Raw genomic sequence first — 22,794 nt, 5'->3', positions numbered from 1 at the left:
GGGGTCACATGAATTCACCATTAAATAAAGACTTCAGAAGTCGTTGATTTTCATCAACATTAAAACAAATGGAAATCCAGAATGGCTTTCCAAAAGAAATCGGGATTTTCAAAAAGTGGAACAGGAAGTTAAAAGATTAAAAAGAAAGAAAGGCAACCGGCATGGGAAGAATTTGGTGTTTGAAGGAAGAACTCAAGGGAGAAGAACCCAAAGAATTGGGAGAGGCCTCAAAGTAAAAGGCCTTCCCACTCGAACAAATTATCACCATACCGTAGGAAGGCATGTTCTAATCTTTATAAACTCCGAAAGTTTGAGTCCATTTCCAGGCGGCGACATGTTCAAAGATTAGGCAAAAACTTCTTTCCTTGAATACAGGACTGAAGTAATTTATCCCATTTCTTTTGTTTTTCCGCAATAATTGTTTGATCATCCGAACTTTTGACGTCCAAATCATATTTCTCCTGAAGCCGACTCACCTTTTTGTTGATTCGGTTATAAATTTTGTCTTTTTGCTCCAGCAATTCTTTAGATGTTCCCGTCCGCAACTTCCTTAACGATTCATATAACTCCCGTCCCCCAACCAGTCCCGTGATATCGTAATGTCCCTGTTCATGATTCAATAATTCCGGATGTTCTTTGCCCTTCACAACCCAGGATTGGCCCTTATCCACTGACAATTCTACGACCAGTTTCTCCAAGCGCCAACCCTTTCGATCCTTGACCGGATTCGAATAGTGAAAAGAAAACAGTGAATAAATATAGGCTTGTCCGGTTTCTTCACCTGGGGGAGTACTGACTTCTCCAAAATCATTCCAAGTAATCTTTTTAGGCCAACCCCTAATGGACATCATAACTCCCAATATTGATCAAAAAATAAAGGCAGATACCAGAGAGATCGCTAAACAAGGCGGAGGGAACAAGCTGAAATTTGGTGCCAGGCTGTAGACTCATCGCCATACTCCTTATGAAGGGATAGGCCAGACCATAATATCTTTTTCTCTCTTGTGGCTTCCTCTTCTGAACCGGATAGAATTCCCCTCTCGTGTCACGGAGAGACAACCCCTACTATTGCGCCACCTGTTGCCGGGCAACATCAAGGAGATACACACCGGCAGAATTATACAGCCACACCAACCCCTTCCGTTCATAGAACATCTTGCAAAGCAGAGGATTGGAGTGGTGCTCCCCCACGTTATTGAAAAACACGGCAAAATGGTCGTTCATGTTGACCCCTGGATTTTGTGGAGAGCAATAATCGTCCTGACAGCCGTGCTGAATCCGGGACACGAGGCGGCGGTTAAGGCCTTTGATAATGGCCGTGGCCTCGGGTGAATACGGACCGCGAGGGGCACCATCCGCAGCCGACGCGAACACTTTTCGCCAACCAACCCCATCCTGCCGCCAAAGACTCATGAGGTCGTAATCCGACACCCGCATATGGCCGGGCTGTTTGACCGCAACCCCCGACGACCCACTCTTGTCTTTGATCGAAACCGGCTTGGGCGGGATGAGTCCATGCCAGGCCCGGGCCGCCGTTTTCGGACAACGCACAACAATCAGAAACCCCTTACCGGAGAATTCTCGAAAGACACGGACATCCATCGCATCAATGCCGCTCTGCCGCGAGAGATCGATATCCCGCGGGGAAACCCCCGCCCGCAAGGCCTCGGTTTCCCGCTGCACTTCCATCGCTTCCTGTATGTTATAGGTAAGGCCCATGTGATCCTCATGGCTCAACGAGAAGGAACTTTCGCGGCCTGTCGAGAACAATATTCAAGCAAGACGACCACCTTCCCCTCGATGTCATACGGCATCCGAATCGTAGGTCAGTTGGCCTTAAAAACAAAAAATGAGTTCGAGTGCCTTAAAGCCTTCAACCAACCCAGGGCACTCACCCCCAGCATCCTGAGTTCCAATGTACCCGTCCCACATTTCATGGTGGGCCCGTCGAACCTTATGCCACTAAGCAGGACTCATGGCAGGTCAATCAAAAACATGCCACGTCGTCACTCCCACTACTCCTTCCCTAAAAGCCGTTGTTGAACAAAACCGGGGGCGCGGGTTTCGAATAAAGGCGTTCCGGGTTGGTGAATCGCTAGTTCCATCGCCGCGGCAATCCGTTGGCGCTGAAAGCCAGTGCGAAGCACCTGGTTCAAGGAGCCAATCGTCATGGGTGGCCCGCACAGACACCGCGTCCCGTTTCGAAAATCCTGCTTGTGTTCTTTCCACCATTTGTGAAGTAATTCCACGTTCGGCCAGGGCAGATCTTCATCGGTATCCATTTCGACATTCTCATCCTCCGGATTTTCGGTCGGCCCGGCTTCAAACCCCTCCGGCCATTCCCCATCTAAATCGTCATAGGCCAAATCCAGCCCAGTGATCATGCTAAAGGATTCGCCAGCCACACGCGCCACTTTAGGAATGGCCATCTGTTCAAACAACCAGGGCAATAACACCGGGTCGCCAATCACCCCCACACCTTGTACCGCCAACCGATGCAGGTCTGGCCGGGCAATCAACTCTCGATGCCAGGCTAACGCCCGCTCCAACCCCAATCCTCGTAAAGCCAAAGCACAAGCACGTTCCTGATACCGAGATGGTGTAAAGGTGATCCGTTGGAGCACAGGAAAGGATGCCCCATCGCCCAATAGAATCCCAGCCCACGCGGCCCAAAACCGGCAAGCCAGATTTTCACTCGCAAAGGAAGTTTTCACGTTTCTCAGCAGATCCTGCCGGCGCAATTCCCCAGCAGCTTTCAGGGCACGGGCCTGAAGAAGGGCATCATCCGAATCCAGGAACTTCCCAAGCAAAGGCCCTGGATCTTGCCGATGGACAGCCATGCCGGCCATCCCCACGCGACGGAGAAACGGGGATTTCGCATTCAGAAAACGTTTAAGAATACTCGAAATTGACGCATAGGGAATCCATCCGAGAGCCGACACCAACCCACGGGCTAACTCATACGACTTGGCGCCCACTTCCAACACGGCCTCAATACGGGAGTCCTCCCCGCTTTCGAAAGCCAAGATCGATGCGGCAAATACCTCGCCCGCTTCCTCTTGACCCAAGGCTTCTTGACAAATTTCCCAACCAGGCTCACCAGCAATATGAAGCCCGTCAATATGCGCCTCAACTCGCTCATCATGCTCAACCAAATCTTTCAAGTTGTAATGGGGAGCATAGATAGCATTGTCACGAAGGAGCCAAAGAAATGCGGCTTCTTCTGCATGTTGGGTGACAATTTCAGGAATTACGCTTTCCATGGTTTTATCCATAAGCAGATAATTACTCAGTTTTGGATACGGTGGCCAAAGAAGTACCGGACGCCTTCAGTGTACCTCGAAGGCTCAGGCCCCTCCAAGAAATCCTCGATAAGGGCCGCGACGGCGAGCCGCTGAAGCTTGCCGTTTTTGTAAAAGGAACTGCAGTTGATCCCGGTCATCGCCTCGAACTTGTGACGCATTTCCTCATGAAAACGGTGCCGACCGCCCAGGTCCTCCAGCATGCGCTGGCAGATTTTCTTGATATCAATCACCTCGCCACGAAACACTGTCACATCATCGGTACCCAGCTGGTCGCAGAGTTGGTGGTATCGTTCCTTGACCCTTTGACAGTATTCATTGACTGTGTCCCTAGATTCGTCTCTTGGAAAACGAGCAATTTCGCCAATATCTTTTTCAAGAAGACGGCTTAGCCCGGCCCCAATATACATTGAATCTTCACTAAAGCTATATCGGTCAAACATATCGATGAGTGTTGGGATCACTGATAAGTGGCCCCAAAATACTAGGACGTTTGCATAGTAAAACTCTAAAGTGATGTCCTGCCCAAGGGGAATTGACTCAAGAATTTGACTAAGAATTTGATTCGAACCTGCATCGCCAAGAAGTTGGGCGTACTGGCCCCAAAGAACCCAGCTTTCAGCATTGGCGACCCGATCCACAAGTAATGGAATTCGGCGGAGATTTCCTACCTTGGCTTCGCGGAGCAATGCATCAAATTCCATCCACTTCTCATAGTTTGGAACGCCAGCGTCATTTGCGGTCAACGGAAACGCATGATAGCCGTTGGCGGTCCAATGGCGCCGTTTATACAAGTCTGGTAGCGCTTTCATTCATAACCCCAGTGCTGCGCGGCGACGTACGAGTTCCTGTTCGCTCCGTCTATCGAGCAAATTATCCACATCCTGACAGTTCGCGCAAAGAATGGCATGAGCCACAGTGTTGTCGTCTGATGTCGGACAGCCCCCAGCCGAACGCGGTGTTCGATGATCAATCTGGACCGCGTCTTGTCTGGCTTGCTGAGACTGTCCGGCCAGTGAGGCATCATCGGAACGGGTTGGAACGCCGTCCATTTCTCGAAGATCTTCCTTACGGAATTGAGTGATTCCCGCGTTATTATCTTGGCTCTCTTGCGCGGTCGTGACCCTGAAGACGTCACAGGGGGGATCTGACTTTCTGTCGTCATCGGCTCTCCCTGCATTAGGACAGTCACCCCCTGCACAGGGACGCGCGGCCATTTGGGCAGCTGTGTCATTGACTGGATTTCCGGCAGCGTCAGTTTCGTCCAGCCGATGCCACTCTCGAAATGTGTAGGCCACTCGTTTTTTTTCGTTACCGGCAGTATCAGTGACATTCTTAGGCAGAGCCGCCGTACAGCCCTCAGAACCACAACATGGGCACGCATCGTGGCGGAGTTGAATGAGCGCAAATTCCTGCTCCGGCGTCGGCGGAGTGCTGCCTGGGTAGCTCGCGTGGTTGGATGTTGTCAGATCGAGGTGGCGAGGTACGTTGTACCCTTCTACCTTGACGTCCATCGACCAGGCAGCGAAATAGGTTTTCCCCGTGATGGTATGGGTGATGACACTCCCTCCAAAACTGCGGGTCGCCGCTTCATCACCGAGCGGGGACGTTTTGAAGAACGACTTATTCTTGAGTCCCACCTCCTTACCGTCGATCTTCACTGTCTTGCTGCCGCTCTTCATGTCCTTCGAGAAGGACGTATCCGGATAGGGAACCGGGATTGGGCCGGCAGGCGGTGAGGGAGGACTCAGGCAGACGTCTGGGAAGGCAGCAATCACCTTACCAGCACCCCCCTTACATGCAATCTCGTTTCCATTGACGAATACCTCGTTGCTCATACGTTACGTCTCCCGCAATGGCTACTGATTTAGTGCAAGCAGTGCTACGGCGCACTCGCCCGAATCGGCACTTGTGAAGCACATGGCGATCTTGCCTAGGGCATAGCATTTCTGGAATGCGTAGTGTGCGACGAGCATCTGAATGATGCCGACGGCAGCGCCCGTATCACCAAAGTTTTCGGCGCAATGCCAGAGCGGAAATTCCTCCCTACGAACGCGCATAAGCCTAGAAAGTACCAGGGCCTGCTCTTTGTAGCCGTAACTCTCGCCGGTGACATCGGAAAGGCGAAAGCTAATTTTTTCTATCTGGATCCCCGCCTCGGCCATAGCGGTGCGGGCCGCTTTCGTCAGGCCCTGCCCCAACAAGGGTTCTTCTGACAAGACACTAGCCCTCTCTTTGCCAAATCCCAGGCCAGCTATCTTAATGCTAGCTTTTCCCTCCGAGGTTCCTTGGCGTTGTATCAGCACGGCGGCTGCAGCTTCGCCTGGAATGACACCATCCGAGTTCTCTCCGGTTTTCAAGCGCAAGTTCTGATCCAACCAAAGCAAGGAACGGGCGTTTATATAAGAGTCCACCCCACAGATCAGACATGCGGAAACTTTATTGACCTTAAGCAACTCTCGGGCTATCTGGAGAGCCTCAAACCCAGCCGTATGACCTTTGGATACCGTTCGAGACAGTTCCGGGTGGAATTGAATGTGCAGTTTCTCTTGCACTAAACCAATAATACGCTCGGCCAAGGAATCTTGGACCCCTGGCCTTCCAGATTCGGGCAATCCCACTAACAATGGAATCGTTTCAAGTGGCGTCGATAGCTCTTCTTTTAAACAATTAGAAATGGCTGCTGCCAGCATTTCTATAAGCCGTTGTTCAAACTTGAGGTCGGGATCTAACCCAGGCGTTATGGCTCCCACGATAGGTTCACCGTCATTATCGAGATAGGGGAGTTCCTCAAACTGGGCGATACCTGCTCGCATGGCGGCACATGCGGCTTCGGCATTGAGACCAACGGGACAAACCATGCCTGTGGAGGAGATATACATAGAGTCATTCATCCATTGGGTTACCCTTCTGATCCCCGATCGCCTCTCTTCCAAGCCACCAAGTCATTGATGGAATCAAATTGCAATTTTCCGGATTGAGTTCGCTGTGGGGAAACCGGAGCTGACGGCTTGCCTACGATGACTTCACGAAGCGCATGGATTTTTCGGCCTAGCGACACCATGGTTCGCCAGGAGACCATGATTTGACCCAGGTCAGGTTCAATCATCAGTGTGTCGAGTTTTGATTTTCCTTCTACCTCGCGGTCACGGAACTTATACAAAATTGGAACCTGAAAGGTTGGCACGACAAACATCCAGGAACCCTTAGCCGTCATTCCTGTACATCGAACGACTTCTCCACCCGTGAAGTATGGAAATTGTTGGTCGGTAGGGGCTGATTGAAAGTATTGATAGTCAAAATTGTCCGGCAAAAAGGGGAAGCGATCGTTTAGCCACTGATCATCATAGGTGCCCGCATGTTGAATCCGAGGCTGCCAGCCTCGTCCCAAAGGGCCGAAACCTGTAGGGGCAGGGGCATCAGACCATTTCCGTATGAGCGATCGAGGGTCTTCGAGGTTCGGTAGCGGCGTATCCCGAATCGCCTTTGATGCCGTGTTTTTGTGGAATCCTCTCCCCACCGGATTTCGCAATTCTGTCCCCTGTTTCTTGATATTTTCATGTGTATGATCGGATCCCCCAAACGCCCGATCAAACGACAGCGGCATTTTGACAAAAGGTATCGGATTGGTGGGTCGAAGCCGAAAAAGCCCTCGCCTCCACTGGCGGTCGCCGATTACTTGAATTTCTTTTTTGACTCTCCCCACCTCTAAGGCCACGGTCATTTTCCTGACCGGTTTGCCAGTTGGCGAGTAGGCATGTCCGTTAACGAGAATATCTGTTCGAGGTTTGAACGGGGCGAAGTCACATTCGTATTTGATGGCGGTTGTACCCGGATCACCATAATGCTCATCTGCATAGACCAGTGGGGCTTGCTGCTCTGCTAAGATTGCCGTCCCGTCTTTGCCCACGGTGAACGTGCCCTTCACGACGACCACACAGTGGTCTCGCCCATCTTTATCGGTAAACATGGTGAGCCCGGCTTCCATTCCTGTGGTATTACTGGTTATTTGCATGGCCAATACCTCCATGCGTTAAACGGAAATCTCTTGACGACTTGGACCAGGAGTTTCCGCCCATTGGGTTTCATCCCTATGGGGAATCTGGCTAGCATTTTGGTGACCTTGGCAGTTCCATGTTGATTAATTAATGAACAATTAGATGCGCGTTTTCCATTCGCCCATCAATATGCTTACTGTGAACGAAAAGAACCATTGTTTATTTTCCAAAGTTCATTCATTTGAAAGTGCCATAGCAATACGCCTATTAACAAAATGGTCTCTGCCTATTCTTCCAAATAGGCTCTCACTAAATACCATCTTCCATCGATCTGTTCGAATAACCATTGGTCGATGCGAACCTGTTGCTTGTTTTGATACAATTCTTTATCCAGAATTGTTTTTTCCTGCAACAAGTCGGTAACGGTTTTCTCAATCACGTCTTCACCCTTCAGCTGGAATACCGGTTGAGCCAGCAATTGAGGAAATAGGTCGGGTATTTGGCGGGCATCGTAATGTTTCACCGCTTCGAAATCAGACACACCTTTTACTTCAAGAGGAAATCTTATCAGTGGGGTTAAGGTGTTATAGTCTGATTCGAGCGTTGCCTTTCGAAATGTTGACCAATAGGTATCAAAATTTTCGTTTTGTTGAGCAGAACAGGCCAATGGAACCATTATGATAAAAATGACTACTATGCTTTTAACGGCTTGCATACATTTCTTCCATGGGATTTCTGCCGCTATTGCTTTGCCGGCCAGCGATATCCCTTTAATGTCCAGGTTTTTTGAGGATACCGAGAGATTTTCACACTGTCGCTTTGGTTTCCACCGAGCAGTACATAATGTGTGGCGGTTTGTTTAACCAAAAAGCCTACATGATTTCCCGACCGGCTCAAGTTGCTGTTGGCAGCACTAGGATCATAAATTACCGTGATTGCTCCAGGCTTCGCGGCCACGGTTTCTCCCCAGGTTAACCAACTTGCTGCAGCCGCTGAATTTGTTCCTTTAATACCGGTCTCTTTCAATACCCAATTAACAAATGATGAACACCAAGCTGTTTCATCTGTGGTGGCTTTCAGAGTTGTGGTGGCATGATATTGTATTATCCTTGGATTGTGCTTTGAGCCTCTTATTTCAGTCTGGTCGATTTCCTGTTTGGCAACCTTCATCCAATTTGCTCCTGTCGTGTCAATCAAATCAAAAACTTTTGTGGGTTTTTTGCCACTTGCGGCGTTTTCTAATGCCGCCCAAGTTTTAGGACCTACCACCCCGTCAATCCCAATGCCAGCTATAGCCTGAAACTTACGCACCGCGGCGTCGGTCTTCGGCCCGAAATCTCCATCAGGTTTTAAATTGGCCGTTTTTGTTTTTATAAGTAATGTTTGCAAACGAGTGACCTCAGAATTTTTACTTCCCAGCTTTAAAAATATTGACATCTTGAATGGCCTTTCACTGAAGCCTCGGATTCAATATCAATTAGGAATATTTTTTTCGAAACTGAATTCAGAAAATCATCTCCTTGAATGAACCCTCTCCGTTCATCTGATTACGGCTGCAGCTCATATCTCTCGCACAAGTCAAATTACACATAAATGGCTTTGCAGTCGACACAAAACGGCATCATTTTATGATTACTGCATTGTGAGCTTTGCCGAACAACTCACCATGATTTTAATATTTATCAGCATTTCAGTTGATCTGAACGGAACCACCCTTCACTCGATTGACCCCGGAGGATCGGCTGAGGAGATAGGTCCCACGGATCAAAACCTTCCCGGCCTTTGTGAGAGTTATGCTGGCCTTGCCGCATTTGAGCACGATTTCTTTTTCCCCCTCGATGACGATCTGTTCACCATCCACTCTGGCTTCAATCGGTTTCGCTTGAACTGGAGAATTTTGTCCTGGTTGCCAGAGAAGACCCACAATAAATGGTGCGCTGGTCTCTCCCGCCTCAAAGGCCACAAGCACCTCTCGTCCCACATCAGTCCTGGCAATTGGCACAATGGATCTCGCGGCCATCGGCTCTAGGAGGGACAGACGAGGTACTACAATATGTATGGTTCCTGTTGCCTGATCGAATTCTGAGACCATGCCGCGCACTACTCCCTGCACTGACGACCGTTCTTCCGTCTGCGGGCCATTGCTTGAATCATCTCTCTCGGTCAGGAATTCCAGAACCCGTTCCGTTCGTTCCCGTTCCATATTGCTCCCCCTGCTAGTTTTGCAAAATCTTTTTGCCCTTCATGACGATGTCGCCGGAGGCCGTAATGGAAATTTTCTTTCCATTGATGCTGATTTCCCCATTTTTTTTCATGACAATGGAAGCACTTCCAGTTTTAATGGTGATTTGATCCGCTGCGGTCAGAGTCATGTTTTTCCCTGCTGAGATGCTCACATTTTTTGCGGCAGTCTCCGAAATGCTTCCTCCGGCATCGACTGATTTATTGGCTGCGACATTTTCGCTGCTTAAGGCCCCAACGACGACGGTTTTTGCCCCACCGATTTCTTCGGCCTTTAAACCACCGATGGTTTCGTTCATGGCGCCGCCCACGCTGACTTGATAGGCCGCCCCAATGGTCAAGGCTTTGGCCGCAGCAATGGTATGAGCGGCGGCAATCCCAACGGTCACGGTTTCATTGCCACCGATGGTTTCTGAATGATTGCCACCAACCGTGATCGTTTTATTAACCCCCACATTTTCGCTCTGATTGACCCCCACTTTTTTGTCGCGATTATTCCCGATAGTGATACTTTCGTCATTCCCGACGGATCGAGTCCGATCATTGCCGATGCTTTGGGTTTCATCGTGCCCGACCGTCTGGTTTTTATCGTTGTCTATGGCAATGGTCCAGTCTTTGGCTCCGTGGAGGTAGACTTCTTCGGTGCCGGCTTTGTCTTCAAAGCGTAGTTCGTTGGAGTTGCCTCCACCCTTGGAGCTATTGGATTTGATCGTGCTTTTCGTTTGTTCCTCGGGAAGGGGATACGGGGGCATGTTTTCGGCATTGTAAACCCGCCCCGTGGCAATGGGCCGATCAGGATCTCCCTCCAGGAATTCCACAATGACTTCATGGCCGATGCGGGGAATAAACATGGCTCCCCAATTTTTCCCCGCCCAGAGTTGTGATACTCGCACCCAACAGGAACTCAGTTCGTTTCGTTCGCCTTCACGGTCCCAATGAAACTGCACTTTGACCCGGCCGTACTCATCACACCAAATTTCTTCGCCACTGGGACCGACGACCATTGCCGTTTGCGGGCCCTGCACTACCGGTTTGGGCGTGACCTGCGGGGAACGAAATGGCACCGAGGCAGGGATGCAGGTAAAGGTGTTGGAATAGGCCTCTTCCACGCCTCCCCGTTTTCCCCCCGAGGAATAGGTATTCCCCATGGTGCCCATGTGGTGAACGCTGGTTAGCAGATAATCTTGATTCATCTCCTGGGGAACATAATTCTCCAATGTAAAGGTGTACCCCGATGTAAACGCCCGCACCGTACCCCCACCCGTCACAATAAGATGCCGCGCTTCTTCTTCCTCCATGCGAATTTTGGCTAAGGTGTCTCCATAGGCTTTCTTGTCGTACTCGCCGGGAAAATCATAGATTTCGTATTGACCATTTCCTCCAATACTGATGACACTGGGGACATTGGCCGACAAACTTGTACTCGGTGTTTTGAAATTATAATCGGTATGGGTGAATTTTCCCGGGCGGAATTCTTTTTCAAACTCAATCGTATTGATGAAATCGGCTTCATATGGGCCGCTCCCCCGGCCTTCCCATTCCACGATGTCCTGCGTCGGCAACTTGGTATGCACCTTCGGATGATCCCCAATGACCAGAATATGCTTATCCTCTTGATGTTCAAAGAAATAGAACAGCCCATATTGTTCCATCAGCCGGCTGACAAAATTGAAATCGGTTTCCCGGTATTGCACGCAATATTCCCGGGGCTCATACGTCCCTTTTAATTCCAGGCGGTAATCGGAAAAGCCGAGATCCGAAAAGATTTTTTTTATAATGTCTGGAATCGTTTTATTTTGAAACATGCGGCAATCGGCGGTCCTGGTGAGAAACCACAACCATGGAACCATTTCCGCACTATAGTGGATGACGCCCGTTTCACCGCTGGTTTGAGCAAATCGACTGATATAGCCATGGAAATAGCGTTCCTTCTCATCGAGCAGTTCCACAGTGACCGTGACGGGCTGGCCGATGATGGTTCCGAAATCAATGGCGGGACCTTCGGTCAGCAGGTCTAACTCGAATTGATACAGTTGAGAAATACCCTCCTCTCCAGTGAACCCGCGCAGTAACAACACATCGGGCCCTAAAGGGGTGTCAATGCGTAACAGGCGATCTGCTTGTGTAAAAGGCATTGCCGTTCTCCCAGTGTGGTTCTCTAAAAATTGGTCCGTCTTCCGAGACCTCTGTCAGGATGAAGCGATTTTCACTTTTGATATGTATCAAGCAAGGCGAATGCCAAAAACGGAAATAAATTATCTGAAAAAGACCAATCAGAATCTCCCAAACTTTCAGTGAGTTAAATCGGTCCCCGACCATGCATTTTCTCAAAATAGGTGTTTTAAAATGCCTCAGGTGTTTCAATTTTTTAAAATATTTGAAATTGATTTTCACATGGTCTTGAAAAAACAAGTGATTGTTTTTTCTATCGTCTTTTCCCCTATCATCCTTTTCCCCGGATCTCTTTACACAAAATTGTATTGAAATTTTCCGGCATCCACTCCAATGTGGACCTTAGTAATTCCTTCTCCTCGACTCATTCGTGAGAGGAATTCTCCCGACATTTCCGGCAACAAGGTGCGGGTGAGAATATGGTCGACGTTTCGTGCTCCGCTTTCGACCTCCTTGCATCGGTTCCCAATCTCATTGATCACCGCGTCATCATAGCTAAATTGCGCTGCATGGTTTTCTTGAAGCCGTTGACCGATGCGCCGCAATTGCAACACGATGATTTCCCGCATAATGGTATCGGAAATCGGGTAATAGGGCACGACGACCATTCGACCGAGAAGGGCCGGCTTGAAAATTTTAATCAGTTCGGGCCTGATAGCTTCCACCAATCCCTCCGGCTCCGGCCGGGTATCCGGATCTGCACAGAGTTTCATGACGATATCCGTCGCGGCATTGGACGTCAGAAGGATCACCGTATTTTTAAAATCAATTTCGCGTCCTTCCCCATCCTCCAACATGCCTTTATCAAAGACCTGATAAAATAATTCCATAACATCCGGATGAGCCTTTTCCACTTCATCCAAGAGCACCACCGAATAGGGTTTCCGGCGAACGGCTTCGGTGAGGACACCACCTTCCCCATAGCCCACATACCCTGGCGGGGACCCTTTGAGAGAGGACACCGTATGAGCTTCCTGATATTCGCTCATATTAATCGTAATCAAGTTGCGTTCCCCTCCATACATGGTTTCCGCCAGCGATAGCGCGGTTTCGGTTTTGCCGACGCCACTCGGACCGACTAAGAGAAACACGCCGATCGGCCGTTTGGGATCGGTCAGGTTGGCCCGCGCTGTTCTGATCCGCTGACTGACGGCTTCCAAGGCCTGGGACTGTCCAATCACCCGTTGCTCCAGTCTGTCTTTCAAGGACAGCACGGTTTGGATTTCGTCCGTCAACATTTTTCCTACGGGGATGCCTGTCCATCCCGAAATAACTTCACCAATCGTCTGTGACGTGACACACGCTTGCATGAGCGGTTGCTTTCCCTGCACCGCTTCTAACTCTTTATTCAAGCGTTCTAATTCGGCGCGAAGCCCATCCCGATTGCTCTTAGGCTCTGGAGACGCAGACTTCTCAGCAGATGCCTTCGCTGACGCCTGATTCTCGAGTTGGGACCGGATTTCTCTAATTTTTCCTACCAACTCGGCTTCTTTCTCCCATTGCTCCTTCAGTTGAGCAAAACGCTCTTCCTCTTGGCTTTTTTTCTGCTTCAGACTGTCAATCCGCTCTTGGTGATTCGTGCCCGTGACAGCTTCCCGTTCCAACGCAGCCATTTCGACGCCCAGTTGGGTAATTTGCCGTTGCGCGTCTTCGACCGGTCCCGGCGTGGCCGCCTGCCCAATGGCGACCCGAGCGCACGCGGTATCCAAGACACTCACACATTTATCCGGCAATTGGCGCCCGGTGATATAGCGATGTGACAGCCTCACGGCATCTTCAACCGCTTCATCCAAAATTCTGACCTTATGATGGTTTTCCAAGGTTTCGGTCAGCGCTCTCATCATCACAATCGCTTTTTCTTCTGACGGCTCCTCCACCTTCACGACCTGAAAGCGACGGGTCAATGCCGGATCTTTTTCAAAATACTTCTTGTATTCGGCCCAGGTTGTCGCCGCAATGGTGCGCAATTCTCCACGGGCCAGGGCGGGTTTCAAAAGATTCGCGGCATCGTTCTGACCCGCCTGTCCGCCCGCCCCAATCATGGTATGGGCCTCATCAATGAAAAGAATGATGGGTTGTGAAGACCCCTTCACTTCTTCAATCACCGTTTTCAACCGGTTTTCAAATTCGCCTTTAATGCCCGCTCCGGCTTGCAACAGGCCCAAATCCAGTGTGCGAAGCGCGACATTTTTTAAGGGCTCCGGCACATCTCCCTGAGCAATACGCAAAGCAAACCCCTCCACCACGGCAGTTTTCCCCACTCCGGCTTCACCCGTCATGATGGGGTTGTTCTGTCGTCGTCGCGTGAGGATATCCACCACCTGACGGATTTCAAAATCACGTCCCAATACCGGGTCAATCTGTCCCGCCTTGGCCTTGGCCGTCAGGTCGACGGTAAATTGATCCAAAGCTTTGGTTTTTCCACCAAGCGGAGCCTGTCCACCTTCCCCCGTCGGCTGCTCGCCCAATCCCATTGCCGATTGCGCTTCGGCAGACCCAGCCGTGATTTTATCGAACTCCTTGTCTAATTTTTCTACTGATATAGCCGCAAATTCCTTCGAAATATCTCGTGCCACCCGTGCGAGAGTATCCTTGCTTAACAAAGCCAACAATAAATGCCCGGAGCGAACCTTGGCCGACCCGAATTCCAAGGAAGCCAACAGCCACGCTTCCTCAATCAGCGTCGAGAGTTGCGGCGCGAACGCGGGAGTCCGGGCATTTCCTGTTTTAAATCGATCCAAGGCCACGGTCACATCTCGTTCAAACCGTGAGGCATTCACCTCAAAAGCCCTGAGAATTTGTTGGAGATCCGAATTGGGTATTTCTAAAAGTTTCGCAAACAGATGCTCAAGATCGACCTCGTAGTGAGTCCGGGTTAAACACAGACCGGCTGCCCCCTCCAGCGCGGTCCGGCACCCATCATTTAATCGTCCAACCAATGATTTTAATGTGACCTGCATAATCTCACCCTTGTCCGTTTAATAAATGGATGAATAACAGCATAATCTGAAAAGTATGTGACGATTTCCCTTACGGGACCAACCAGATCCTTTTATCCTTCCTCATGCACCCAACTCTATCGGGCGTGCAGAAGCGGCGAGTTCCCCCTTAAACACGACATCGTCCGCATCTTGCGTAAATTCCTGACATTTCAACCACGTCGTCCATCCCAACTGAGGGGAACAATCCGCTCTCTCACTCAGTCGACAATAGGGCACCTCTTTCCCTTTCAACCCGAGCCGAATATCAAATTGAAGGTGCTGCCCGGCAAAAAATCTGATGAGCTGCACCAAGGCATGATACCTCGTGCCGGAGGGAAGAAATTGAGAAAATCGTTCGAGTGACAGGGGGCCCAACTTCACCTGAAACCGTGCCTGTTGATCCCAGATGTGACTTCCCGCGAACGCCGTTTGTCCCAACAAGCGATATTGTTTCGGACCGCCCAACCGTGTTTGATCTTCCGGCTCCAAAGCCACCCACTGGCCAACAAATTGATGGATGTGAGTCACGACCCCAAAAAAATGTGAGAGGACCTGACCCAGGGCATGGGCGGACCGTGTCCGAAGCCCCATGATGCCGGCATAGCCCAGGAGGGCCTGCGGTGGAAAGGGTAATTGTTCCACCAGGCCTTTTGTGCCTAACCCCAGGAGGGATAACATAATGTGGGCCACCCGATCCGTTTTTTTCTTCTGAAACGTCGCGCCTTCGAAGGACACCACCACATGATATTTTTCCCACGCACGATAAAATAAGGACACTAATCGATGGGTAAAGACATCAAAAAAATCCAACATGGTTCGGTCTTGATGCCGCAATTGCTCCATGATCAATTCGGTGTAATATCGGGGCAATACCCCGAGGGGCCCCGTTAAGCCCATAAAGGCAATGGTCATGTGAAAGGGGTCCTGAGGATTATCCGATCGGGTAATGTCGTAAATCGCACTGGGAGGGAAATTGAGATTTGGGAGCGAATGAATGCGAAGGCATTCCCGCCCCGGAAGAGCGGCATACCCCAAAGGGTCTCGATCGGCCGACGCACGATTGATCAAACGTACAGCTTGGAAAAAATCAAACCGGTACCCTTCGGTCAACAACTGGTTCAGGATGCTGGGATCACGGGATCTCATAAACCTGACGCCATGGGTTCACCATGCCCTCGTGTTATAGGAGAATTTGATGACCTGCTCGTGGGGGCCATCTTCTCAATGGCACTTCCCGCTGGGTCGTCCTGGCCACGAACTCCACAAAAGAATTTAATGAGGTGTACATAGCCAGAAATTTTTCCAATACGGAAGCAAACAAAAAGACACTGCTTCCCACATATTTCTCTTCGTCAAACACCAAAGACACCTCCAGGCCCCGACAAAAACCATCCCATCCCATCCCTGGGGGGCGGCGCACGACCGACCGGCTCGAGACCTTGTTAATACCCGCGATTTGCTGTCGGACCGAAGCCGTCCCGGAATAGTCATAGAGCTTTAAAATTTCACGCAATCCATCTTCTCCCCCTTCGATCAAGGAGAGGTAATTCAACGAAAGATGCGAAATCAGGCGCCACTGGCCGGCACCCCCAATCGGAGGGCGAAGGGTTTTGGTCGGCTTGACCAAATACCGGATTCTTGACAGCGGCGCTGATCCCTCTAATTCAAAATACCCCCCCTCCTCACTCATCGGAGGTAATCGGCCGGCCAAGTCCCGATTTGTACACGTGGTATGCAGCGTGAGCGTATCTGTTCCGGGCTGGGAAGGGTGAAAATTCAAGTCGACCAGAGAGAGATAGAGCTCCGTCCCATCATCTCCCTTACGCGTCGACGGTCGCCGCTTGGCGTACCAAAAGGTTTTCTGGGGAGAATCCAGAGCGGCATGTTGCAAGGAATATAAGGGAAGAACCGGTTCAACAATTTCCTGATGAGGCGAGGTACAGATCACAGAATTGATAGAATAAACTTCCATGGCCTCCTGCCGTCGCACATCAGGAATCACCCGGTATTCATGTTGCGTGTGGTCGATTCGAATGGGCTCGGCAATATGGTCAAACAGATTTGTAATGGGGGTGCACCCCAGACGGAAGACCCCGGCATCCACCGATTGCTCCAGGTGCGGCACCCGATCCAGCAGAATAATCAGGTCAATGGTGTCACCAAATTTCTCTCGACGGACCGCATCCAATCCAACCAGATCTACAAACAGAAATTTCTTCGGGAAGGTAAAGTATTCTTGCAATAATCGATACCCGACAAACGAATGCTGGGTATAGGGAAATAAGCCTTCATCTTCCTGAAAGCCAACGGGTTGAAGACTCTGCGGGGGAAGCTCAAGAGTTTTCGTCTTCCCCGATTCCACCTTTCCCCGAACGAGGACCCCACATTGCTCACTGAGTAACAGAGAATTATTGAGCAGCAATTCATACATCGCATGGACCAATAGATTTTCTCCATGCAAGTAGAAACGGAGCTGTTCTAATTCAAGATCCTCAAATGTCACACCTCCCTGACATTGTAGGGTCATCCGGATCGTCGACTCAGCGGAAACACCACGGGGAAGACGGTCAGGTGGTTCTAATTGGGCCGACACCACCTCGATGGGCCATAAGGTGGTGGGGTAGCAGGTCTGAAACCGGCATTGCGTCCCTTTCACGGGCCGCGAATACAACAACGTCCCTTTATCAATGGTATAGCCCGAGGTCAGTTTACCCTGCATAGGATCAGGAACAAACTGCACAATGGACATCGAAGGGACGGGAGCCAAAAAATGGGGATAGAGAATACTTAACAACCCATTCGTCAGTTCAGGAAATTCATCATCCAATTTGTTGTGAATGCGAGCGGCTAAAAAGGCAAATCCTTCCAACAAGCGCTCCACATGAGGGTCTTCCCCTTTTCCCGCCTCCAATTGCAAACTTCCGGCGACATTGGGGTATTCCTGGGCAAATTCCTGCCCCATTTTTCGTAAAAAGGTGAGCTCTTGTTCGTAGTAATGGAGTAATCGATCTTCCATCGTTAAGGACTCTTGATTTCATATTTGGCGGTACTCAATTGCAGAACCGCATCAAAGCTCACGGCTTCCGGATTGGGGTCCACCCGTAACAGTGCGTCAATCCGAAAATACAGGGCTTGTTCAAATTTTTTAGGATCTTCGATAATCACCTTTACGGCCTTCAACCGCGGTTCAAAGAACGCAACATTTTGCTCAATTTCCCGGCGAATAGATTTTCGATCAACATGATTTTGGAGACTCCTGGACGTAAAATCAGGCAATCCGTAGGTCAGGAGAGAACGAGGTAATTCCTGATATTCAGAAGGGAGATTGGTCAACAATTCCCGTCTCGTATTCAATAAAGCCTCAATATCCCGCGACACGGATTGTTTGAGTTGTTGCACGGAATAGGGTGTGTCACGAAAGCGTCGCGACCGGAGATGACGCGGATAAACGTCTTCCAAAAACATCCGATTTAAATGCATCAGGCCTCGTCCCTTCGGTTTCTCTTCATAAAGCCGAATGACCTCCTCTGAAAGCTTGATGCCCTCAAACCGCTCGGCCTCATAGATACAGGGCCCATCCACCACTCGATTCAATACTGCCACCAATCCTTCCTGAAGAAATCCAGGCACGGGGTTCGCGATATCATAGGCTTCAACGTGAGCCGCAACATCAACGGGAAACTGATCTTTCAGGTACCCGGAGATCGGATCCTCAGCTTTACGAAGTAACGCCACCCATCCATTCGCATTCAGAAGATCAAAAATAGAAAACAAGGGAGACGATTGATGCTGGTCGGCACTCAGCAACCGATCCAAAATAGAAGGGGAAATTCGGGAACGAGAATCAGAGGGTTTCATACGTTTTGCGCCTCGAAACAGGGTTCAAAGTATGAATGGTGGCTTAGGATACCCCAACCCGTTAAATAAAGGAAGAATAGAACTGACAAAATTTAACGATCGTTCAGGAATCCAACATGTTCCCTCTGGCAGTCAAGAGAAATGATATTGAGCTGTTATGCCGTGGCATTCAATTGGACTGCAGATAACGAGGCTTCACGGACTCCACAAAAATTTATATCAGCCATGAGCCCCTTCTAATACACAGGCCCATTTTGGTACAGAAGTATCATACAGCAACGCTCCCTCTAATTTGCCGGGTGTTGGGAATCGCCTCGATGAACTCTTTTGGAAGTGGGCCTTGGCAATTAACCAAACGAGGGAGAAATGTTCGGCCAGTACAACTAATCCGACACCAACGAGAAAGGCTAAATATTATTCGATAAAGCAGATTCGATGTTTACAGTTCGGTATTTTTTATAAAAAGTGAGATTTCATCATTCGGTCATCAGACGAAATTTCTGGGACTACAGTGAACATCCAACCAGTCTATCGCCTAAGGCTTGTTCAGTTGGTGACCAGTACAGGATTCATCAATCATTGTCCTGACAAATTCCGTTTATATTGGCACTTCAGTGCACATTCGTTCCCGCTCGGAAGGGAGACCGCCGGTCCTCGCCTGCGCTATTGAATCTGCCAGACCGTCGCCACCGTCCCGGGAAAACCCGTGGTGGTCACAGTGATCCCATTCATCACCCACACTTCCACATCGCCGGTGCTGCTGTTGCGCCAGATGAGGTCCGCTTTGCCGTCGCCCGTCACATCCCCGACCTGAACAATACTCCACTCCAAGGCCTGGCCCGTTAGGAAGCCCGCCGCGGCCCTTGTGGTCCCGTTCATCAACCACACCACCACGCTCCCGCTCGTGGTATCTCGCCAGACCACATCGGCCGTCCCATTGCCATCGACATCGCCCACCCCATTGACCGCAAAATTCAGGGGGGCAGTGCCGGGGAACCCCACCGCGGTGATGGTGAGCCCGTTCATCACCCACACGGCCACCGTGCCGTTGGTACTATTCCGCCAGAGAATATCCGCCTTCCCATCGGCATTCACATCGCCCACCCCCACGATCTGCCACACCGCTGGGACGCCGCCCAGAAAACCGGTTGAGGCAACCGTGGCCCCATTCATCAACCAGATGGCCGTTTGCCCGGTGAGGGTATTCCGCCAGACCACATCGGCCGTGCCATTGCCGTCCACATCGCCCACCCCCGCAATCTCCCAGTTCGTCGGCGCACCGCCGGAAAAGCCGGTGGTGATCACGGTGGTCCCCTTCATCAGCCACACGGCCACCGCGCCGCTGGTGTTTTTACGCCAAATGACATCCGCCTTCCCATCGGCATTCACATCGCCCACCCCCGCAATCTGCCACTCCAAGGGCACGCCACCCGGGAAGCCCGAGGCGGCCATCGTGGTGCCGTTCATCAGCCAGATGGCGGTACTGCCATCACTGGTGTTGCGCCAGACCAGATCGACCTTCGCGTCGCCATCCAGGTCGGCCAGATCGGTCCCTCCCATTACGGCGCCAGTAAACGTGGCGGTCACCGTTCGCGCCGCCGTCATGGGGACCGTGCACGGATTGATCGTGTCCGAACAGGTGCCCGCGCCGCCGCCCCAGCCCGCAAAGGTTGAGCCCGAATCGGCACTAGCCGTCAGTGTCACCGCGATGCCGGGGTTGTAGGACTCCGTGCAGTCGTTGCCGCATATGATGCCGGCGGGCGCACTACTGACCGTGCCACTGCCTGCACCAGCTTTGATGAGCGTGAGCAGGTGTTGCAGGGGAGCCGCCGGGGCGGACTTGAGGAAGCCGTCCGTGGCCCACTTATTCAAGATAGCCCGTTCACCGGTAGTTATCGGGGTGGCAGAAGAAGGGGGCATGGTGAGCGCATCCGTTCGATTCACCCGGTCGATAATCGTTGGCCCTTTGGCAAACGCATTCGCATAGGCCAAGTGCCAGGTATGAAATCCGGCCGGCATATGACAACTGCCCGAACATTTCGCGGCAAAAACCGCCTGGGCATCCTGATCATAGGTGGTGACCGGTGCGTTCCCATTCTTCGGGGTGAACGTAGCGCCCACCATGCGAGCTTGCGTCATAGTGACGGTACAGGAGTTGGTCGTGCCTGAACAGGCCCCGCTCCAACCCCCAAAGGTCGAATCCGCATTGGCGACCGCCGTCAGCGTCACCTTTGTGCTGTCTGCGTAAGCTTCCTTGCAATCGCTCCCGCAATTGATACCGGTGCCGGTGACGGTGCCACTCCCCGTGCCGGCTTTTGTGACCGTGAGAGTATGTTGAACAGGATCCTCTCTGAACATAGCAGTGACGGTGCGGTCACCCGACAGGATCACGGTGCATTGATTTCCGGAGGTAGAGGTACAGCCGCTCCAACTGACAAAGGAAGAGCCTACCTCAGGAGTCGCAGTGAGGATTAGCGAGGTACCATCGTCAACGGTGTGCGTGCAGTCAGCCCCACAGGTAATGCCGGTGCCGGTGACCGTACCCTTCCCGGTGCCGACCTTGGCCACAGTTAGGATTCTGGAAATGGAAGTAAACGTGGCGGTGACATCGCGAACCGATGTCATGAGCACCTCACAGGTGAGGGCCTTTCCAGCACATCCGTTGCCGCTCCATCCCTCAAAAGTTGATCCCCCACTCGGTTTCGCCGTCAGCGTCACCGTTGAGCCGTCACTATATCTATCCGTACAATCGGTGCCGCAGAAAATTCCCGCTGGCGCACTCGTCAGGGTGCCACTCCCCGTCCCTGTTTTATTAACGCTTAATGGCCAAAAAATGGGCGATGGCGGAGCTACCTCAGAAAAATTGGCCGTACAAGTCCAGGATGAATTCATTGTTACCGTTCCACTGAAACAAGCTTCGTCACCACTCCATCCATCAAATTTGTACATAGCATCTGCATGAGGCGTCAAAATAACGGAGGTGTCCTTTGTATAAAGCGCACAAAATCCCGTGTCACCCGGCAAATTACAAGGGGTGCCCTCTGGTGCAGTGGTGACATTACCCTTGCCCGTCGTGGTAATCCTCAACCTACTGTAGGTGCCCTTATGAAAAGAAATAAAATTAGCCGTGCAGCTCTTCGATTGATTCATGGTTACCAATCCATCTAGACAATCGGGATCTCCAGACCATCTATCGAAAATAGGGCCAAACGACCCCAGCCCCGCCCCAGCTATAGGAATTAGCTTTACAATCTGGTAAGGCTCAGCATCCTTGTACTGCTCATCACAATCTTCGCCGCAATCGATACCGGAGGGGTCACTAGTAACTGAACCATTCCCAGTTCTTTGGACATCCAATCTATTGATACCTACTTCCGTAAAGTTTGCGGTGATAATTTTATTGCTCACTTGAGATCCGTCTTCTTTTGTCACCGTACATTGGTTGCCTGAAGCATTTGGGCAATTACTCCAGCTTGCAAATTTTGTCTTAAGATCATTTTCCTTAGCTACCAAAGTGGCCCTAATGGTGGACTTGTCAAATTTAATCTCCGGTTGACACTGCGACTCTGCCCCTCCTTCGACTAAAGTCGTACAGGAGACCGAGTCAGTGCCTGCACTATTTAAGTCAAATCTAAACGCAAAGCGGAGATAACCATCGTCTTTCCAGAGTTTCAGAAGATTTTTCAAATCTGGCGGGAGAGCTCCACCAGGCGGCATATTGCCTTCCTCCACAGCCCGCACAATAATTTGGTCCCCCCTTGGTTGAGCTGAAGCATAGTCATCAAGAGGAACATCGTTTTTGGAACCATTCGGATTATGGCAGTCAGTGCAGTGATCCCTAAGAATCTTTTGGGCATCCGAAACATAGGTGGTTACAGCCCATGCCGGAACAATTCCGACTCCCCACCACGTGCTCAGCATGGTCCCAAACATCAAAATAAAAATATGGAAGAGCCGGAGCCGGTTACGCTTAATTGGCATGCCAAATTCCATAAAAAACCTTCTATAAAAACTTAATAGAACTTTTGCAAAATTCTTTTCTTTGTGTTTTTTCGCCTACCTCCTTGTATCCCTGCCTTTCAATGGGTTTGAAAATCTGTGCCACCTACACTTTTTTTCCTCTGTATGCCACAAAAAAGAGCGTGACAAGAAAAGAAAATTTTTCCTCTCGCCACGCTCTTTAATGACACCCTATTGGGTACCACATGACCGGAACCGTCCTCTTTTGTTTTACAGCGTAAC

General features: G+C 50.7%; 16 protein-coding genes. All 16 read right to left on the bottom strand.

The window, feature by feature from the left end; all coding sequences use genetic code 11:
• Window positions 1-338: 338 nt before the first annotated feature.
• Window positions 339-851, bottom strand: a complete 513-nt coding sequence (locus tag LX98_RS07760) for a hypothetical protein (RefSeq protein ID WP_496428360.1) — start codon at window positions 849-851, stop codon at window positions 339-341.
• 214 nt (window positions 852-1,065) lie between these two features.
• Complete coding sequence (locus tag LX98_RS07755) at window positions 1,066-1,719, bottom strand: hypothetical protein (RefSeq protein WP_496428359.1); 654 nt, start codon at window positions 1,717-1,719, stop codon at window positions 1,066-1,068.
• A gap of 296 nt (window positions 1,720-2,015) precedes the next feature.
• Window positions 2,016-3,263, bottom strand: a complete 1,248-nt coding sequence (locus LX98_RS07750; RefSeq protein WP_496428358.1) for a TIGR02270 family protein — start codon at window positions 3,261-3,263, stop codon at window positions 2,016-2,018.
• 26 nt (window positions 3,264-3,289) lie between these two features.
• Window positions 3,290-4,114: a hypothetical protein gene (locus LX98_RS07745; RefSeq protein ID WP_496428357.1), complete on the bottom strand. Its 825-nt coding sequence runs from the start codon at window positions 4,112-4,114 to the stop codon at window positions 3,290-3,292.
• Entirely contained in the window at window positions 4,115-5,140 is a 1,026-nt protein-coding gene (locus LX98_RS07740; protein WP_496428356.1) for a PAAR-like domain-containing protein, read from the bottom strand. It abuts the gene before it with no gap.
• Window positions 5,141-5,161: 21 nt separating this feature from the next.
• On the bottom strand, window positions 5,162-6,196 hold the full coding sequence (locus tag LX98_RS07735) for a 3-oxoacyl-ACP synthase (RefSeq protein WP_496428355.1): 1,035 nt from the start codon (window positions 6,194-6,196) through the stop codon (window positions 5,162-5,164).
• 8 nt (window positions 6,197-6,204) lie between these two features.
• Entirely contained in the window at window positions 6,205-7,317 is a 1,113-nt protein-coding gene (locus LX98_RS07730) for a DUF2169 domain-containing protein (protein ID WP_496428354.1), read from the bottom strand.
• 269 nt (window positions 7,318-7,586) lie between these two features.
• Window positions 7,587-8,015, bottom strand: coding sequence for a hypothetical protein (locus LX98_RS07725; RefSeq protein WP_496428353.1), 429 nt, complete (start codon window positions 8,013-8,015; stop codon window positions 7,587-7,589).
• A gap of 26 nt (window positions 8,016-8,041) precedes the next feature.
• Complete coding sequence (locus tag LX98_RS07720) at window positions 8,042-8,737, bottom strand: TIGR02594 family protein (RefSeq protein ID WP_496428352.1); 696 nt, start codon at window positions 8,735-8,737, stop codon at window positions 8,042-8,044.
• A 253-nt stretch (window positions 8,738-8,990) separates the two neighbouring features.
• Complete coding sequence (locus LX98_RS07715) at window positions 8,991-9,503, bottom strand: DUF6484 domain-containing protein (RefSeq protein WP_496428351.1); 513 nt, start codon at window positions 9,501-9,503, stop codon at window positions 8,991-8,993.
• A 13-nt stretch (window positions 9,504-9,516) separates the two neighbouring features.
• Entirely contained in the window at window positions 9,517-11,676 is a 2,160-nt protein-coding gene (locus LX98_RS07710; RefSeq protein WP_496428350.1) for a type VI secretion system tip protein TssI/VgrG, read from the bottom strand.
• A gap of 330 nt (window positions 11,677-12,006) precedes the next feature.
• The gene (tssH, locus tag LX98_RS07705) at window positions 12,007-14,673 is read right to left on the bottom strand and encodes a type VI secretion system ATPase TssH (RefSeq protein WP_496428349.1); all 2,667 of its coding nucleotides are present in this window, start codon (window positions 14,671-14,673) and stop codon (window positions 12,007-12,009) included.
• 102 nt (window positions 14,674-14,775) lie between these two features.
• Complete coding sequence (gene tssG / locus LX98_RS07700; RefSeq protein ID WP_496428348.1) at window positions 14,776-15,840, bottom strand: type VI secretion system baseplate subunit TssG; 1,065 nt, start codon at window positions 15,838-15,840, stop codon at window positions 14,776-14,778.
• 34 nt (window positions 15,841-15,874) lie between these two features.
• Window positions 15,875-17,710, bottom strand: coding sequence for a type VI secretion system baseplate subunit TssF (tssF, locus tag LX98_RS07695; RefSeq protein WP_496428347.1), 1,836 nt, complete (start codon window positions 17,708-17,710; stop codon window positions 15,875-15,877).
• A gap of 2 nt (window positions 17,711-17,712) precedes the next feature.
• Entirely contained in the window at window positions 17,713-18,552 is an 840-nt protein-coding gene (gene tssE / locus LX98_RS07690; protein WP_496428346.1) for a type VI secretion system baseplate subunit TssE, read from the bottom strand.
• A 663-nt stretch (window positions 18,553-19,215) separates the two neighbouring features.
• The gene (locus tag LX98_RS07685; protein ID WP_496428345.1) at window positions 19,216-22,533 is read right to left on the bottom strand and encodes an InlB B-repeat-containing protein; all 3,318 of its coding nucleotides are present in this window, start codon (window positions 22,531-22,533) and stop codon (window positions 19,216-19,218) included.
• Window positions 22,534-22,794: the final 261 nt, after the last annotated feature.

Source organism: Nitrospira marina, assembly GCF_059568365.1.
Note: the sequence above shows the minus strand (reverse complement) of the source record. Positions and strands in the feature narration are given on the sequence as shown.

Bases quoted from the DNA above. Each gene is read 5' to 3' on its own strand.
- LX98_RS07760 (WP_496428360.1), bottom strand. From the start codon at position 851: ATGATGTCCATTAGGGGTTGGCCTAAAAAGATTACTTGGAATGATTTT.
- LX98_RS07755 (WP_496428359.1), bottom strand. From the start codon at position 1,719: ATGGGCCTTACCTATAACATACAGGAAGCGATGGAAGTGCAGCGGGAA.
- LX98_RS07750 (WP_496428358.1), bottom strand. From the start codon at position 3,263: ATGGAAAGCGTAATTCCTGAAATTGTCACCCAACATGCAGAAGAAGCC.
- LX98_RS07745 (WP_496428357.1), bottom strand. From the start codon at position 4,114: ATGAAAGCGCTACCAGACTTGTATAAACGGCGCCATTGGACCGCCAAC.
- LX98_RS07740 (WP_496428356.1), bottom strand. From the start codon at position 5,140: ATGAGCAACGAGGTATTCGTCAATGGAAACGAGATTGCATGTAAGGGG.
- LX98_RS07735 (WP_496428355.1), bottom strand. From the start codon at position 6,196: ATGAATGACTCTATGTATATCTCCTCCACAGGCATGGTTTGTCCCGTT.
- LX98_RS07730 (WP_496428354.1), bottom strand. From the start codon at position 7,317: ATGCAAATAACCAGTAATACCACAGGAATGGAAGCCGGGCTCACCATG.
- LX98_RS07725 (WP_496428353.1), bottom strand. From the start codon at position 8,015: ATGCAAGCCGTTAAAAGCATAGTAGTCATTTTTATCATAATGGTTCCA.
- LX98_RS07720 (WP_496428352.1), bottom strand. From the start codon at position 8,737: ATGTCAATATTTTTAAAGCTGGGAAGTAAAAATTCTGAGGTCACTCGT.
- LX98_RS07715 (WP_496428351.1), bottom strand. From the start codon at position 9,503: ATGGAACGGGAACGAACGGAACGGGTTCTGGAATTCCTGACCGAGAGA.
- LX98_RS07710 (WP_496428350.1), bottom strand. From the start codon at position 11,676: ATGCCTTTTACACAAGCAGATCGCCTGTTACGCATTGACACCCCTTTA.
- tssH (WP_496428349.1), bottom strand. From the start codon at position 14,673: ATGCAGGTCACATTAAAATCATTGGTTGGACGATTAAATGATGGGTGC.
- tssG (WP_496428348.1), bottom strand. From the start codon at position 15,840: ATGAGATCCCGTGATCCCAGCATCCTGAACCAGTTGTTGACCGAAGGG.
- tssF (WP_496428347.1), bottom strand. From the start codon at position 17,710: ATGGAAGATCGATTACTCCATTACTACGAACAAGAGCTCACCTTTTTA.
- tssE (WP_496428346.1), bottom strand. From the start codon at position 18,552: ATGAAACCCTCTGATTCTCGTTCCCGAATTTCCCCTTCTATTTTGGAT.
- LX98_RS07685 (WP_496428345.1), bottom strand. From the start codon at position 22,533: ATGCCAATTAAGCGTAACCGGCTCCGGCTCTTCCATATTTTTATTTTG.